This window comes from Mucilaginibacter sediminis (assembly GCF_051903035.1).
In the GTDB taxonomy this organism is placed as follows: domain Bacteria; phylum Bacteroidota; class Bacteroidia; order Sphingobacteriales; family Sphingobacteriaceae; genus Mucilaginibacter.
Map to the genome: position 1 here is coordinate 5370450 of NZ_CP170602.1, position 16308 is coordinate 5386757.

12 protein-coding genes are annotated in these 16308 nt (G+C 42.4%); 6 read left to right on the forward strand and 6 right to left on the reverse strand.

Annotated features, from left to right (window positions below; all coding sequences use genetic code 11):
• The first annotated feature begins 48 nt into the window (after positions 1-48).
• From ACFGVS_RS22320 to ACFGVS_RS22340, 5 genes are all read left to right on the forward strand, one after another.
• On the forward strand, positions 49-1236 hold the full coding sequence (locus ACFGVS_RS22320) for a DUF2062 domain-containing protein (protein ID WP_274211030.1): 1188 nt from the start codon (positions 49-51) through the stop codon (positions 1234-1236).
• A gap of 12 nt (positions 1237-1248) precedes the next feature.
• Complete coding sequence (locus ACFGVS_RS22325) at positions 1249-5106, forward strand: 1-acyl-sn-glycerol-3-phosphate acyltransferase (protein WP_439695640.1); 3858 nt, start codon at positions 1249-1251, stop codon at positions 5104-5106.
• A 4-nt stretch (positions 5107-5110) separates the two neighbouring features.
• Entirely contained in the window at positions 5111-6619 is a 1509-nt protein-coding gene (locus ACFGVS_RS22330) for a phytoene desaturase family protein (protein ID WP_439695641.1), read from the forward strand.
• 204 nt (positions 6620-6823) lie between these two features.
• Positions 6824-7291: an IS200/IS605 family transposase gene (tnpA, locus tag ACFGVS_RS22335; RefSeq protein WP_439695642.1), complete on the forward strand. Its 468-nt coding sequence runs from the start codon at positions 6824-6826 to the stop codon at positions 7289-7291.
• Positions 7292-7575: 284 nt separating this feature from the next.
• The gene (locus ACFGVS_RS22340; protein WP_439695643.1) at positions 7576-9174 is read left to right on the forward strand and encodes a C45 family autoproteolytic acyltransferase/hydolase; all 1599 of its coding nucleotides are present in this window, start codon (positions 7576-7578) and stop codon (positions 9172-9174) included.
• 96 nt (positions 9175-9270) lie between these two features.
• Here ACFGVS_RS22340 and ACFGVS_RS22345 read toward each other — a convergent pair whose 3' ends face one another.
• On the reverse strand, positions 9271-10143 hold the full coding sequence (locus ACFGVS_RS22345) for a hypothetical protein (RefSeq protein ID WP_439695644.1): 873 nt from the start codon (positions 10141-10143) through the stop codon (positions 9271-9273).
• A 321-nt stretch (positions 10144-10464) separates the two neighbouring features.
• On the opposite strand from ACFGVS_RS22345, the gene ACFGVS_RS22350 reads away from it, so the two are divergent.
• Entirely contained in the window at positions 10465-11151 is a 687-nt protein-coding gene (locus ACFGVS_RS22350) for a hypothetical protein (protein WP_439695645.1), read from the forward strand.
• 95 nt (positions 11152-11246) lie between these two features.
• Here ACFGVS_RS22350 and cysS read toward each other — a convergent pair whose 3' ends face one another.
• The 5 genes from cysS to ACFGVS_RS22375 form a co-directional block, all read right to left on the reverse strand.
• Complete coding sequence (gene cysS / locus ACFGVS_RS22355; RefSeq protein ID WP_439695646.1) at positions 11247-12710, reverse strand: cysteine--tRNA ligase; 1464 nt, start codon at positions 12708-12710, stop codon at positions 11247-11249.
• Between the two features lie 82 nt (positions 12711-12792).
• Positions 12793-13635: an NAD-dependent epimerase/dehydratase family protein gene (locus ACFGVS_RS22360; RefSeq protein WP_439695647.1), complete on the reverse strand. Its 843-nt coding sequence runs from the start codon at positions 13633-13635 to the stop codon at positions 12793-12795.
• Between the two features lie 9 nt (positions 13636-13644).
• Positions 13645-14760, reverse strand: coding sequence for an endonuclease/exonuclease/phosphatase family protein (locus tag ACFGVS_RS22365; RefSeq protein WP_439695648.1), 1116 nt, complete (start codon positions 14758-14760; stop codon positions 13645-13647).
• Positions 14750-15628 carry a rhomboid family intramembrane serine protease gene (locus ACFGVS_RS22370; protein ID WP_439695649.1) on the reverse strand — a complete coding sequence of 293 codons (879 nt, stop codon included), beginning with the start codon at positions 15626-15628 and terminating at the stop codon, positions 14750-14752. Before ACFGVS_RS22370 ends, ACFGVS_RS22365 begins: the two co-directional genes overlap by 11 nt.
• Before the next feature lie 48 nt (positions 15629-15676).
• Positions 15677-16267, reverse strand: a complete 591-nt coding sequence (locus ACFGVS_RS22375; RefSeq protein WP_255369905.1) for a rhomboid family intramembrane serine protease — start codon at positions 16265-16267, stop codon at positions 15677-15679.
• Positions 16268-16308 lie beyond the last annotated feature (41 nt).

Consider the following 16308-nt stretch of genomic DNA (forward strand, 5'->3'; position numbering starts at 1 on the left):
TATGTATAAAAATGTTGTGTTGAATTTATTATAGATCAGGGGCAATTAATGGAATTTGAGGGTATCAATAAACGGTTTGAAGAGTTGCGGGTATGTGTCATCATCCCTACGTATAATAACCACCTTACCCTGGCCAGTGTAATTACCGATGTGGCCGCCTACAGCAACCACATCGTCGTAGTTAACGATGGCTCTACAGATAATACCGAAGATATTGTAAAATCATTCCCGCAGGTTCAGCTCATCAGCTATCCACAAAATGTGGGTAAAGGCTGGGCATTACGCCAGGCATTTGCTTACGCGATGGAAAAGGGTTACCAATATGCCCTAACCATCGACTCGGACGGGCAGCACTTTGCCAAAGATATCCCCACCTTTTTAAATAAACTGGAAGATGTACGCGATGCCATTATCATAGGCTCCCGCAATATGGACCAGGCGGCCGTGCCGGGTAAAAGCAGCTTCGGCCACAAGTTCTCCAACTTTTGGTTTTGGGTAGAAACCGGCATTCATTGCCCCGATACGCAATCGGGTTTCAGGCTGTACCCCTTATATCTGCTGGAAGGCATGAAGTTTTACACCGTTAAATACGAGTTTGAGATAGAAGTGATTGTTCGGGCCGTTTGGCGGGGCGTTCATATGGATTCGGTACCGGTTACGGTTTACTATGCCCCTAAAGAAACCCGGGTATCACACTTCCGTCCCTTTACCGATTTTTCGCGGGTGGGCGTGTTGAATGCCTTTTTGGTAGTCATAGCCTTTGCCTGGATTAAGCCGCGCAACTTCTTCCGCGATTTATTTAAAAAAAAAGGCCGTAAAAAAATATTAGCCACCCTGTACAATCCCAACGATTCGGACGAAACCAAAGCCCTCTCTATCGGCTTTGGCATTTTTATGGGGATAGTGCCCATCTGGGGCTTTCAACTTGCAGTGGCCATATTCCTTTCTATTATATTTAAACTAAACAAGGCGCTGGTGGTGTTCTCGGCACATATCAGTATCCCGCCCATGATCCCGGTCGTCCTGTTTTTAAGCTATAAGGCGGGTGAGTATTGGATGGGCGACAAGGTTGCCAATATCGCCTTCAGTTCGGATATCTCTTTTAAATCTATCAGCGCGCATTTAGAGCAGTATATTTATGGCAGTTTAACGCTTGCCGTAGTAGCTTCGCTTACAGTGGGGCTGGTAACTTATGCCCTGTTAAAACTGCTAAAAAAATCACCTGCTGCATTATAGTCGCCCATTTAAATGGAAAAAGGCCTGATCCTGATATATCATTACTTTGCCAAACACAAGCTTGTTTTTTATACAGTATTTGCTGCCTGCTTTTTGGTGATGGGATATTTTGCGTCGCGGGTAAGGTTTGAGGAAGATATCAGTAAGGTTATCCCAAAAGATAAAAAGATAGCCAAGCTGAACGAGGTTTTTCAAAACTCCAAGTTCCTGGATAAGCTGGTGATCATGGTATCGCTTAAAGATAGCACTGCCACAGCCAACCCCGATAGCCTGGTTGCTTACGCCGATGAATTTGCCGCCGCAGTGGGGCCAAAATTTAAAGATTATATAGGCAAGGCCAATTTTAAGGTAGATGATGATGTGGTGATGAAATTGTTTGGTACCATCAGCCAGCGTTTACCTGTTTATTTAACGGAAAAGGACTATAAAACCATTGATACACTCATCACCCCGGCAAAAATTAAGCAAACACTGGCTTATGATTACCGCACGCTTACATCACCGGCGGGCATAGCGCTCAAAAGCATTATTAGTAACGACCCGGTAGGCATCTCCTTTATCGGCCTTAAAAAACTGCAGCAGCTACAGTACGATAAGAATTTTGAACTGTACGATAATTACGTGGTAACCAAGGATCATAAAAATCTGTTGATGTTTATCACCCCGGCTTACCCGCCAAATAATACAGGCAAAAACTCGGTGCTGATAAAGGGCTTAGATAAACTAATTGACAGCCTGGGCAACAGGCCAAAACGCATCGCGACTGCAACCTACTTTGGATCGGCGGCGGTGTATTATGGTAACGCACAGCAGCTAAGGCGCGATACAGCACTTACACAAGGTGCTACCGTTGTTGTACTCATTTTGTTTTTAGGCTTGTACTTTCGCAAAAAAAGGGCGCCCATCATTATCCTCATCCCGGTACTATTTGGCTCGCTATTCTCCCTCACCGCTATTTACTTTTTAAAGGGAAGTATCTCTGTTATTGCATTGGGCACGGGTTCGGTGGTGTTGGGTATCGCCATCAATTATTCGCTGCATGTGTTTAACCACTACCGCCATACCAAAAGTGTGGAGCAGGTAATTAAAGACCTGGTGATGCCGCTTACCGTGGGCAGTTTTACCACCATCGGCGGTTTCCTGTGCCTGGAGTTTGTGGAATCGGAAATGTTGAAAGATCTGGGTTTATTCGCGGCCTTTAGTTTGATAGGCGCATCCATTTGTTCGCTGGTATTTTTGCCGCAATTTATATCCACAAAAAAAGAGCAGGAAAACCACACTTTTACTCAGCTATCGTGGATTGATAAGCTGGCCTCCTTTAACCCCGAGTATAACAAGTACATTGTTATCGGCATCATCCTGCTTACAGGCGTGTTTTTTTACAAAGCCAACGATGTAACCTTTGAGTTTGATGTAGCTAAAATGAACTACATGCCGCCCGCGTTGCAGCAATCGCAAAACAAGCTCAATAAAATTAACCAGTACGCGCTGCAATCGGTTTACCTGGTATCTGAAGGAAAAACATTGGATAGGGCGCTTATCAATAACGAAAAGCTGGCCGGGCAGATTGAAAAACTGAAGGCGCAGGGCATCGTCAAAAAATCGTCAGATGTATCCTCCTTCATCATTTCCGATTCGCTACAGAAAGAACGCGTTAACCGCTGGAATACTTACTGGACAACTGAAAAGAAACAACAACTCTTTGCTACCCTCGAAAGCGAAGGCAAGCTAAAAGGGTTTAGCGTATCGGCGTTTGAAAAGTTTAAAGCCTTGTTGAACAAAAATTTTTCGCATACTAACGATGAGGATGTAGCCGAGATCAGGAAAAGCTTCCTGGATAATTTCATCAATGAATATCCAAGCCACTCCACAGTAGTAACACTAATACAAACATCGCCCGATAAAAAAGCAGCCATATACAAAGCTTTTGAAAACGACCGGAATGTTACCGTTATTGATAAACAATACCTTACCAATAAACTGGTAGAAATCATCAATGCCGATTTTACCAAAATAGCAGTCATGTCGTCACTATTGGTATTTGTGGTGTTGCTGCTTACCTATGGCCGCATGGAGCTGGCGCTGGTTTCCTTTATCCCCATGGCTATCTCCTGGATCTGGATTTTGGGCTTGATGGGCATCTTCGGTATCGGATTTAATATCGTGAACATTATTATTTCGGCACTGATATTTGGCCTGGGCGACGACTACAGCCTGTACATTATGGATGGCCTGCTCCAGGAGTATAAAACCGGTAAAAAGGTATTATCATCCTACAAATCGTCTATCTTTTTATCGGCTATAACCACCATAACCGGGCTTGGGGTTTTGATTTTTGCCAGGCACCCGGCATTACGGTCGATAGCGGCCATATCTATTATCGGGATTGTTTGCGTGGTGATCATGTCGCAGATATTGATTCCCTTCCTGTTCAATATCCTCATTAAAAACCGTGCCGCTAAGAAACGTTTTCCCTGGACTATCAGCGGGTTCGTGATCAGTATTTTTGCATTCACCTATTTTGTTACCGGCTGTTTAATCTTATCAGCATTGGGCTTTATATTCCGGCTGAATCCATTTAGCAAAGAAAAAGGCAAATTAGTTTATCATGCTATACTGGCGAGGTTTTCCTGGTCGATGATTTACATTATGGGGAATGTAAAAAAGGAGATCATCAATAAGCAACTTGCCGATTTTAAAAACCCAGCGGTTATTATCGCCAACCACCAGTCGTTTTTAGATATTTTGATTTTGGTAATGCTGAACCCGAGGCTCATTTTATTTACCAATAATTGGGTATGGAACTCGCCTGTATTTGGCGCTGTAGTGCGTATGGCCGATTACTTCCCGGTAGCGCAAGGTACGGAAGAAAGTATTGATGTATTGGCCGACAGGGTTAAAAAAGGCTATTCCATCGTAATATTTCCCGAAGGCACCCGGTCGGTAGATGGCGAGATCAAGCGTTTTCACAAAGGGGCCTTTTACCTGGCCGAAGCTTTAAAAATGGACATTCAGCCTATACTCCTCCACGGCACAGGCTATTGCATGACCAAAGGCGATTTCCTGCTGAAGAACGGTAAGATCACCCTGAAATACCTGCCCCGCATAAAACCTTCCGATACCAATTTTGGAACCGGCTACGCCGAACGGGCCAAAACCATCAGTAAATATTTTAAGGCTGAGTTTAAGCAACTCAGCGCAGAGATACAACAGCCACGATACTATCGAGAGCAATTGATTTACAACTACCTGTACAAAGGGCCGGTACTGGAATGGTACATGAAAGTAAAAGTACGTTTAGAGAAAAACTACCAGCAGTTTCATGATCTGCTGCCGGCTAAAGGGAAAATGCTTGATATTGGGTGTGGTTATGGTTTTATGCCTTATATGCTGCACTTTGCCGCTCCGCAGCGCGAGTTTACCGGAATTGATTATGACGAAGATAAAATAGAAGCAGCCAATAACAACTTTAGTAAGGATACACAGATTAAATTTGAGCATGCCGACGTACTAAGCTTTGAATTTGAAAAATACGATGCCATTATAATAGCCGACATGTTGCATTACATGCAGCCCGACGAGCAAAAGCTGATCATTGAACGATGCATACACAGTTTAAATGAAGGGGGCAAACTGATCATCCGCGATGGCAATAAAGATTTGAAAGAAAAGCACCGCGGCACCGAGCTTACCGAGTTCTTCTCGACTAAGTTTATCAAATTTAATAAAGCCAGCCGGGGCTTGTCGTTTTTATCTGCGCAACTGGTAGAGGATATTGCAGCGGCTAACAGCATGAGTTGCAAAATAATAGATGAGACAAAGTTCACATCAAATATTATTTTTGTAATTGAATATAAAAACAGGGATTAGATAAATGGAGATTTTTGATGCCGTAATTATCGGCAGCGGTATGGGGGGATTAGTGAGCGCCGATTTATTAGGCAGGGAAGGATTTAAAGTTTGCGTCATCGAAAAAAACCAGCAGATAGGAGGTTCGTTGCAAACTTATGTGCGCGATAAAGTGATCTTCGACTCTGGCGTGCACTACCTTGGCGGGTTGGATGAGGGGCAAAACCTGTATCAGATATTCAAATACATCGACATTATAGATAAGCTGAAGCTTCAAAAGCAGGATGTTGTTTTTGATAAGATAGGCATCCACGGCGAAAACATTGAGTATGAATACGCCCAGGGCTACGATAATTTCATCGCCCATATATTGAAACATTTCCCCGGCGAAGAGGCTGCGCTAAACGCCTACTGCGATAAGATCAAAGAAGTTTGCAGCAAATTTTCGTTGTACAACCTGAAAAGCGGTGATGATTTTAACGAGAAATCTGCCGTGCTTGAAATAGATACCAAAGGTTTTATTGAATCGATAACCGACAACCCGCGTTTACAGGCGGTGCTTGCAGGCAATAACGCCCTTTACGCCGGCCAGGCCGATAAAACACCGTTTTACGTACACGCGCTCATCCTGAACAGCTACATTGAAAGCTCTTATAAATGCATAGATGGCGGTTCGCAGATTGCCAAGTACATTGCCAAAAATATCCGTGCGCGCGGTGGCGTCATTAAACGTAATTGCGAGGTGAAACGCATTGTAGTAGAAGATGGCAGGGTATCGCACGTGGAGATAGCCGGTGGTGGTAAAATTTACGGCAAGCAGTTTATAAGTAACATACACCCGGTGCAAACGCTGGAGATGACGGATAGCGACATTATCAAACTGGCCTACCGTAACCGGTTGAAAGGCCTGGAAAACTCCGTATCGTCGTTTACCTTAAATGTGGTTTTTAAAAAGGATAGCTTCCCATATTTTAACACCAACTATTACGTGGGCAAAGAAGGCCACGTTTGGGATATTGCGGAGTATACCGAGGAGAACTGGCCCCTGGGTTTTGCTTACTTCATGGCACCATCATCTAAATCACCAGAATATGCCGATGGCGCATCTATCCTTACTTATATGCGCTTTGAGGAGATGAAGCCATGGGAGGATACATTTAACACGGTATCAAACGTTAATGAACGGGGTGAAACATATGAGGAGTTTAAGATCCGCAAAAGCGAGAAACTGCTGGACATGGTGGAAGAGAAATTCCCCGGTTTCAGGAGCCATGTTAAATCTTACTACTCGGCAACGCCGCTTAGCTACCGCGATTATATTGGTAATGGCGATGGTTCGCTTTACGGCATTGTAAAAGATTATAAGCACACCTTAAAAACATTTATATCGCCGCGCACCAAAATACCAAACCTGTACTTTACCGGGCAAAACCTTAACCTGCATGGTATTTTAGGCACGGCCATGAGCGCTATTGTTACCTGCACCACATTACTTGGCGACGATGCCATTATAGGAAAAATACGGAATGCTTAAAAGAGATGCAATTATTGCCGATGTGTATTGAATAAACAACTTTACAGCATGTGGCAGATGTAAAACGTAGGTTGTTTCCTGAATTTAAAACTACCCCTTATTCTCCCTTACCCCATTTGGGGTAAATCATTTGTAGAAAAAAATGAAAAATTATTTGTGCCCCTTGGGGGCGCTTCATTAAATTTATGCCTGACTTTAAATCCTATGCCAAATACCTATACTCAATTGTACATTCACTGTGTGTTTGCTGTAAAATACCGGCAGGCAATGATACAGGCCGAATGGGAAGACCGGCTTCAAATGTATATTACAGGCATTTTGCAAAACAATAAACATAAATTATTGGCAATAAACAGCATGCCAGATCATTTACACTTTTTTGTTGGCCTAAGTCCGGATCAATCCATTTCAGATATGCTGCGACTCGTAAAAACCGGCAGTTCGGTATTTATCAATAATGAGGGCTTTACCAAAAGGAAGTTTCATTGGCAGGATGGTTACGGCGCCTTTAGCAACAGCCGGTCACAAATTGATGGGGTTGTAAAGTATATCCTGAATCAAAAACATCATCATTCAAAAATGACGTTTAGGGAAGAATACTTGGAAATACTAAAAGATTACGCCATAGAATACGACGAAAAGTATATTTTTCACGAATTGTTGGACGAATGATGAAGCGCCCTTACAGGGCACAAACGAATACAGGTTAGGTGCTACAAATGAATTGCCCCTACCGGGGCAGGCCTTAATATTCAAAAACGGCGGTGAAAAGCTCGGCCCAAAAATTGCAGGTTGAATATTCTAACAGTAACTTTGTCCTGGCATTGACGTATCAAACATTTATATAAACCCTAAATAATTTCAAACTGAAAAATCACAAAAAATTTAGCTGGAAAAAGTTTGGTAAAAGGACGTTATATGCATTCCTTGGCTTTGTGGGGCTTATTATTATCGGCATGGTGTACCTGTACATTGTTGCCATTGATTACCCGCCCGAGCCTAAAGACCAAAGCAGCCTTAACCTCAAACGGGAGCAGCCATCAAAAGGGTTTTATACCATTAATAACAGCTGGTTCCGCAAAAGTAAAAGCGGCCTGTTCGAGATGTATGTGGAAGGAAAACCCTTTGAGCGCGGCGTTATTAACGGCAAACTGAGCCAGGAATTAGTTGTAGCTCAAGAAGATCATTTTGTGGAGCAGATAAGCCGCATTGTACCATCCAACTTTTACCGTCACTTTTTGAAATACTTTATAGCCTGGTTTAACCGCAACCTGGATAAAAATGTTACCGAAGAATATAAAGAAGAGATTTATGGTATCTCAAAATCCGCGTCGGATAAATACCAATACATCGGCTCTAATTATCAGCGCATTTTAAACTATCACGCAGCCCATGATATTGGCCACGCCTTGCAAAGTATGGCTTTGGTGGGCTGCACCTCTTTTGGTACCTGGGGTGTAAAAAGCGAGGACAGCACCATGATCATCGGTCGTAATTTTGATTTTTACGTGGGCGATAAATTTGCGCAGGATAAAATAGTGGCCTTCTTCGCTCCATCCGATGGGTATAAATTCATGACGGTTACCTGGGGTGGTTTTATTGGTGCGGTAAGCGGTATGAATGAGAAAGGTGTAAGCGTTACCATTAATGCCGATAAAACCAATATCCCAACCAGCGCGGCAACCCCGGTATCGTTGGTAGCACGCGAAATTTTGCAATATGCCAAAAATACGCAGGAGGCTTATGCCATTGCCAAAAAACGCAAAATGTTTGTATCCGAGGCTTTCCTGGTAGCATCGGCTGCCGATAACAAAGCTGTAGTGATTGAGAAAACACCAGATACGCTGGATATATACGACCCGCACCAGGATTACATTGTATGCGCCAACCACTTTCAAAGCAAAGGACTTAGCCAATCTAAAGAAAATAAAGTTCAGATGGCCGAGAGCGCCTCGCCGTACCGTTATAACCGTTTGATGGAATTGTTAAATACCAATGGCAAAAACACCGTACAAAAAACCATAGCCATCCTGCGCGATCAGAAAGGCTTGCACGGCGAAAATATCGGCATGGGCAACGAGAAGGCCATTAACCAGCTGATGAGCCACCACAGCATTGTATTTGAGCCTAAAAAGCTATTGGTGTGGGTAAGTACCTCGCCATGGCAGCTTGGCGAATACGTATGCTATGATCTAAAAAAAGTTTTCGACTTGCGGGGCATGAAGCAGGACCAGGAAATAAATGAGCAAAACCTTACTGTGCCTGCAGATACTTTTCTTTCTACAGTGCAATACCGCGATTTTGTGAACTTTCGAAAAATGCGCCAGCGCGTGTTAGATGGTGAAACTATAAATACCGACAGCTTGGTAGCTACAAATCCACAATATTACTTTGCCTATGTTATAGCCGGCGATTATACTTTTAAACTGAAGAATTATAAAAAAGCTTTGGGGTATTATCAAACCGCGCTAAGCAAAGTAATAGCTACAAAAAAGGAAGAGGAGCATATTAGGATACAGATTAAGAAGTGTAACGAGAAACTAAAAAACAGCTAACAGAATAATCGATCTGGTTTTACAAGATGGTGCCCAAAACAAAAACAGCGATGAGTATTCCCCCATCGCTGTCTTTGTTTTGAAAATTTTTACTACTTATTCGTTTTCAATAGCCGAAAAAACTTCCAGTAAAATATTCCACTTTTTGTTTTGGTCTATTTCCCAAATGCGTACATAGTTATAATTACCCACAACATTGCCTTTGGTTATCCTTGCATGGCCATAGCTATAGGCTAAATCGTTACTTACAGACCTGCCTGCGTCGGTGGTTTCGGCGGTTATGCTTATCGCTTCGTTGTTGATAAACTTCATGATAACATCAGGCCCTGTCATTGGCTCAAAGCCTGGGAAATAATAGCGGCCTTCGGAGCTTAAAAACTCCTTATAACTGGCCATGGTTGATATGGTAAGCGAGTGGTTAAATATTTTATCGGTATTTACAATAACGCTTTTGGCAGTAAAGGGGTCCTTGCTTGGGGCCGATTTTGTGGTGGCATCCGGTTCTTTAAAATCGGTAACTATTTCTCCTTCGGGTTCGGGGTGTTGTATGCCCAAATCTATCAGTAGTTTTAATTTATTGTTATCGTCAGCATCAGCACGCCAGATGGATACATAGTCACCAAAAACTTTGTCGTCATCAGTTTTGCCATTTTGGTAAACGTAGGGGCCGGCGGTGAAGGCAAGATCGCCATTGGCAGATATCCGTGCAAATTTTGGCTGCCAGCTTAATTTACCGGCCTGTTTATCAATATTGCTATAAAAATCAACAATTTTAACGGCATCAGGTTTAAACACAATGCCGTCGGGCGCTGCAACAGCCAAAAAGCCATCTTTTATTCCTTTACGTTCAACTAATTTATTAAATGCTTCTTCGGCACTTACAACTTTATTTACTTTAACCGGTGCTGACTGTGCTAAGGCCAAAATGCTATAGCCCATAAATGTGGCGGCTAATAATACTTTCTTCATGTTTTTGATGGAATGTTGGGTAGGCAATTTAGTAATAAATTTTAAGTCGGTTATGCAATTACAAATTGCTTTAAATAACCATAGCTATATACTATTTGCAATTTATCTGCCTAAAGTGAAACGAAAACCGCTATATTTAATTGTGGCCGAGACCTGTTTATATATATAAAAATTTATTACGGGCATATTAATTATTGTATCAGTTAACAAGCTTTAAAAATCAGCGCTATTGCATAAGCACAAAAACAAACAACCCAATAATATGCATAATGTTTCGTTAAAAAGTCATGTTACGTCTTTAGCTTATAAATTTACGCAATTATGAAAATACGTTCTTTCACCTTGATTGTGGCCGGTTTTATGTGTTACGGAACAATATGCAGCGCACAAAATCAAATCCTGAACGACAACCAGGGCAAGCCCGTTATGGAACAAAGCTACATAGATGTGGAGGGCAGCCCCCACCTGGCGGCAAACTGGCTGCCGGGCACCGTGGCTTTTGCAAATGGTAAAACAATAGCTGCAAAGCTGAAATATGATGTTGTAAAAGACGAGCCAATATTTCAAAGCCCGAGGGATTCTATGGCCCTTGCCTTTGTTGCACCAGTTAAAAGTTTCCGGTTTGATATTGGCTCCATAGATGAAAGTTCTCTTGCTCCGCTCATATTTAGCAACGGTTACCCGGCTATTGATGAACAATCAGAAAACTCGTTTTACCAGGTAATTGCCGATGGAAAAGCAAAACTGCTAAAGCGGTATAAAAAAGTGATTCATTCCAACCAGGCCTTCAATTCGGCAACCACTACCAAAACATTTGCTATGCGCGATGCTGTTTATTACTTGTTTGCAGATAATAAAATAAGCCGGGTTAAACTAAATCCAAAAACAATCGCAGTCGCCCTGGCCGATAAAGCAGACCAGGTACAAACCTTCATAAAAACCAACAAAATTGATTTTAAAAGCGACCGCGACCTGGCCAAACTGTTCACGTATTATAACTCGCTTTAAGGATTGTATAGGAACAGGCACAAATGGAGGTTTTTGTTCCTGTTTCCCCGTTCCAAAGTCTTGATACCTGATACTAACTACTTAATACTTCCTCTTTAACTTTTACTCCAGAGCGTCCCTTCTTTGCTATCCTTTAGCTGAAATCCTACTTTTGACAGGCCTTCACGTATTTTATCGCTGGTAGCATAATCTTTATTTGCCTTTGCTTCGTTACGCAGTTCAACTATCAGGTTAAGTATTTTAGGCAAGTCATCATTGTCCGCCTGTTCGTCTTTAAGCCCTAAAACATCCTGCACAAATGTTTTCATGAGGTTTTTAAGCAAGCCAAGGTTAACTTCGTTAATCTTCATTTTGCCGTCATGTACCGAGTTGATGATACGCGATGCTTCAAACAGTTCGGCAATCAATACCGGGCTGTTAAAATCATCATTCATCGCGGCGTAGCAACGCTCCAGCAGGGGCTCTATTTCAATTTCGGTACTGCCTGATACCTTTAAACCATCCAGTAAGGCATAGGCGTTCATCAATCGCTTAAACCCCTTTTCAGAGGCCTCCATGGCATCGTTGCCAAAATCAAGCGTACTACGGTAATGTGCCTGCAGCATAAAAAAACGTACAGTCATGGGGCTGTAACCCTTATTCAGGATAGAGTTTTCGCCGCTGAAAAGTTCATGGGGCAAAAAGCTGTTCCCTAATGATTTCGACATTTTCTGGCCGTTCACCGTAAGCATATTGGTATGCACCCAGTAATTGGCCGGGTTTTTACCGCAGCAGGCCACATGCTGGGCTATCTCATTGGTATGGTGGGTTGGCACAAGATCCAGTCCGCCGCCGTGAATATCAAACTGATCGCCCAAATATTTCTGACTCATGGCCGAGCATTCCAGGTGCCAGCCTGGGAAGCCCACGCCCCATGGCGATGGCCATTTCATCAGGTGCTCTGGCTTGGCTTTTATCCACAGGGCAAAATCAAGCTTGCCGTGTTTTTCCTGCTGGCCGCCCAGCGTGCGGGTGTTATTCAGCAAATCTTCCAGGTTGCGGCCGCTCAGCACGCCGTAATCTTTGGTTTTGTTATATTTTTCAACATCAAAATAAACCGATCCGTCTACCTCATAAGCATATCCTTTTTCAAGAATAACCTTTACCATTTCTATCTGTTCAATGATATGGCCGGTAGCCGTTGGTTCAATACTTGGCGGCAGCGTGTTCAGTATCTGCATTACGTCATGAAAACCTACGGTATACTTTTGTACAATTTCCATGGGCTCCAGTTGGGCCAATTTTGCTTTTTTTGAAATTTTGTCTTCGCCTTCGTCGCCGGCATCGCCTTCCAAATGGCCGGCATCAGTTACGTTACGTACATAGCGTACTTTGTACCCTAAATGGTTAAGGTATCGAAACATCAGATCGAAAGATATATAGGTACGGCAGTTACCCAAATGCACATCGCTGTAAACAGTTGGGCCACATACGTACATGCCCACATGTGGGGCATTAAGGGCCTTAAATTCTTCTTTTTTGCGCGATAAAGTATTGTAAACAAACATTTTTTGTTTCATGAGGGCAAACTTACGATTTTTTCAATTTTTAGCTAATGCAGGCAGCCCGATTATTAAAGCTTACACCCAAGTGATACTTTTTTTATTGATGCAATAAATACTCGAAAGTATATTGGGGCTGATAACCCAAAACATTTTTTGCCTTATCGCAAACATAGACGCGATCAATACTTTCAGGAAAAAACCAATTTTTAAGCCGATAAATATCTTTGGCTTCGGGGAAATATTTAAGAATGACTTCTTCGGGCTTGTGTTTAAGTTGTACAAGATCGTCATTACCAAATGGCGATCCGCTGGATATATTGAAAATTTCAAAATCAGCAAATTTCATACACAATGCCAGCCGTAATGCCTCGGCGCCATCCCGCTCATCCAGCCCCCTATAAATCCGGTGGTTTATTTTTAAGTTATCCTCCTCGGGCAAAAATCGCCCAACCCGGTAGACTGATGTTTGCAGGCCTTCTTTATAAAAAAAATCTTTGCAAAGCTGCTCGGTAGTTTGCTTGGTAATATCATAAATATCGCGTGGTTTTTCGGGCAGGTTTTCATCCACCCAAACTGCCTTTTCATGGTCAATTAAAGCACTGCCATAAATGGATGTTGTGCTGATATACAAAAACCTGTTTACACCATGTTTAACACAGGCATTAAGTAAATTAAGCGTACCTATAATATTTGTTTGTATAAAAGCTTCCCTTGGGTAATTAAGCTCATAATGTTTGCCATGTACGGCTGCAGTATGAATAATGGCATCAAACCCACGGCAAAGGTTTTCGGTCTCGCTTTTGTTTTTTATGTCGATGATATCATCCGTGGTAGCTGCGGGTATTACATCGACGCCGGTAATATGGTGGCCAAACGCCTTTAAATGTTTTACGGTGGCCGAACCTAACTGACCGGATGAACCTGTGACCAGAATTTTCATGCCCGATATTTAATTCAACATCAAATCGCTCCGCAGCGGAAAGTGATCAGAAAGCTTTTTTTCGATGATTAGGTACGATGCCACATCAAACTGCGGGCTCACCATAATGTAATCTATCTGGTAATTGGGGAAGTCGCCATTATAGGTGCGCCCAAAACCGGCCCCTTTTTCGCGGAATGCATTTTTAAGCCCTTTTGCCATTTGGTTAACCGCAAAGGATGTAGGTGTATCGTTAAAATCGCCGGATATGACATAGGGGTATGGACATTGCGCGGCATGTGCCTTTATTTTGAAAACCTGTTCGCTCCGCTTTATAAATGCTGTTTTTAGTTTGCCGCCAAGTCTTTTAGTTGCTTGCATATCCGTTTTCCCTTTTTTTGATACGCTATCCAGGTATTTATAATCCTCGGGGTTAAATCTTATCGATTGCAAATGAAGGCTGTAAACCCTGAATGTTTTTTCGCCTTTTTTTACATCGATGTACAAACACTGGTTTGCCGATGACCTGTCGGCAGCCAGCTGGATTAAGCCCTTGGCAACAATGGGATACTTTGAGAAAATGGCCATCCCTATTGCTTCTGAGCTATTGAAGTTAAGCGGCTCGAAATAATAGTTATTGGCTCCCATTATTTTTACGATGGAGTCGCGCATATCATACTCGCCTTTGTAGCGGGTATAAAACTCCTGGAAACCGATAATATCGGGCTTTTGATCATTAATAAGTTCCAGGATCTCGTGCTTGGTAGATACATCGTTTTTTGACCCAAAGCGTTTAAAGTTATGTACGTTGTAGGTAATCAACCGTATCGAATTTATACCCGGCGCCGGCGAAAATGTTGATGCTGCGCGCAAACCAATATTGTTATTGAGTACGCCCCAGCCAATCAAAATAGTGATCATAGAAAGCAACGCCGGCCAGCGCCAGCGCAATAGCCAAACCAGCATCATGATTACATTAAGCAAAAGTATTGGCGGGTAGGCAAGGCCAAAAAAGGCAATCAGCCAAAAAGTTTTGGGGTTAACCGAGGGGGCAAGATAACTAAGCAATAAAGCAACGCAAAGCAGCAGGTTTATCCATAAAAATACTTTATCAATAAAACCTAAACCACTTTTTTTATTTTTCATTCTTGCTTGCGCGGGCTAATGTCTCTTTCTCCTGTCTGCTCAGGCTATCAACACCCGTTTGTGATATTTTATCTAATATACGATCAATTTCGTCCTGGCGCGGATACTCCGTGCTGTTTTTACCGGTATTGCTGTATACAACCTTCAATTTTGACTTTGATTTGAAGATGTTAGCAATGCCTGTTATCCAATCATGACCACGCTGTAGCTGTTTAATATATATAAAGCCGAACAGCGCACCTCCCAAATGTGCTATTTCGCCACCGGCATTGGGGCCAACGATACTCAAAAAGTCAATTACCAGGATCACAAAAACAAGCCATTTTAGTTTAACCGGGCCAATCAATATTAACGAAATAGTATAATTTGGCAGTAGCGTAGCGGTAGCAACAACAATAGCCATAACACTTGCCGATGCTCCGACAACCGGCACAGCCAACAGGGTCGGATTTTGAGAAAAGGCCGGGAAAAGATTAAAACAAGTTATAAACAACAAAGCGCCGGAAAGCCCCCCCATAATGTAAAGGCCAATGGTGCGTTTGTTGCCCAGGTACTCCTCAAATATCTGGCCCATCCAGTACAGCCAAAGCATGTTGAACAGGATATGAAATATGCCGTCATGCATAAACATGTAGGTGAATGGGGTCCAAAAACGGGTAAGTAATTTGGGCAGGTGAGCAGTAGTTGCTAAATAATCAAACGCGTAAAATTCAATTGTACTTGGCCTGCTAAAACTTGTAATCATATGTTCAAGCACGGCCGGGACGTTTATCGCCAAAAAAACAATCACATTAATACCAATAAGCAGGTTGAGCTTATTGCCCGACCGTAACATTTTGTAGTGGATATTTTGCCAAAGGGTGCTCATAATAAAGCCGTTGTTAATTTGATAACTCCTGTTTGTTGTTAAAAATTGTTAGTTGTGCTGTAATCTCCAAATTTTTACCATAATATAACCAATTAATGCGCCGCCAAGATGGGCAAAATGGGCAACCGGATCCCATGAAAATTTTTCATATCCCATAAATAGCTCTATAACAATATATATTGGTATAATATATTTTGCCTTGATGGGCACGGGTATAAACATGATCATTAATTCAAGGTTCGGATACAACATGCCAAAGGCTACCAGCAAGCCAAATATTGCACCGGATGCTCCTACCGTTGGTACATAGTAAATAGCAGCAAGCTTTTCGCCTCCTCCAAGATATTGATCAAATGTTGACTGAAGCTCTGGATGCGATAAGGTAAATGCGCCGGTAATGGCATGTACTTCATAGGCCTGAACTGCAAAATTACAAAGAACTCCACCTATTCCGCATAAAAAATACAGATTGAAAAATTTTTTTGATCCCATGGCATACTCCAGGATAGGGCCAAAAGAAAACAGCGCGAACATATTGAAAAAGATGTGCGTAAAGCCACCGTGCATAAACATGTAGGTGATTATTTCCCAAGGCCTAAAAAATGGAGAATTAAAATAATAAACAGGTAAAACCTGCATTATCTTAGGAATATATTTCCCGATGGTGAGATCTCCTATAA

Excerpts from the sequence above, each read along its gene's own strand:
- ACFGVS_RS22320 (WP_274211030.1), top strand. The coding sequence starts at position 49 with ATGGAATTTGAGGGTATCAATAAACGGTTTGAAGAGTTGCGGGTATGT.
- ACFGVS_RS22325 (WP_439695640.1), top strand. The coding sequence starts at position 1,249 with ATGGAAAAAGGCCTGATCCTGATATATCATTACTTTGCCAAACACAAG.
- ACFGVS_RS22330 (WP_439695641.1), top strand. The coding sequence starts at position 5,111 with ATGGAGATTTTTGATGCCGTAATTATCGGCAGCGGTATGGGGGGATTA.
- tnpA (WP_439695642.1), top strand. The coding sequence starts at position 6,824 with ATGCCAAATACCTATACTCAATTGTACATTCACTGTGTGTTTGCTGTA.
- ACFGVS_RS22340 (WP_439695643.1), top strand. The coding sequence starts at position 7,576 with ATGGTGTACCTGTACATTGTTGCCATTGATTACCCGCCCGAGCCTAAA.
- ACFGVS_RS22345 (WP_439695644.1), bottom strand. The coding sequence starts at position 10,143 with ATGAAGAAAGTATTATTAGCCGCCACATTTATGGGCTATAGCATTTTG.
- ACFGVS_RS22350 (WP_439695645.1), top strand. The coding sequence starts at position 10,465 with ATGAAAATACGTTCTTTCACCTTGATTGTGGCCGGTTTTATGTGTTAC.
- cysS (WP_439695646.1), bottom strand. The coding sequence starts at position 12,710 with ATGAAACAAAAAATGTTTGTTTACAATACTTTATCGCGCAAAAAAGAA.
- ACFGVS_RS22360 (WP_439695647.1), bottom strand. The coding sequence starts at position 13,635 with ATGAAAATTCTGGTCACAGGTTCATCCGGTCAGTTAGGTTCGGCCACC.
- ACFGVS_RS22365 (WP_439695648.1), bottom strand. The coding sequence starts at position 14,760 with ATGAAAAATAAAAAAAGTGGTTTAGGTTTTATTGATAAAGTATTTTTA.
- ACFGVS_RS22370 (WP_439695649.1), bottom strand. The coding sequence starts at position 15,628 with ATGAGCACCCTTTGGCAAAATATCCACTACAAAATGTTACGGTCGGGC.
- ACFGVS_RS22375 (WP_255369905.1), bottom strand. The coding sequence starts at position 16,267 with ATGCAGGTTTTACCTGTTTATTATTTTAATTCTCCATTTTTTAGGCCT.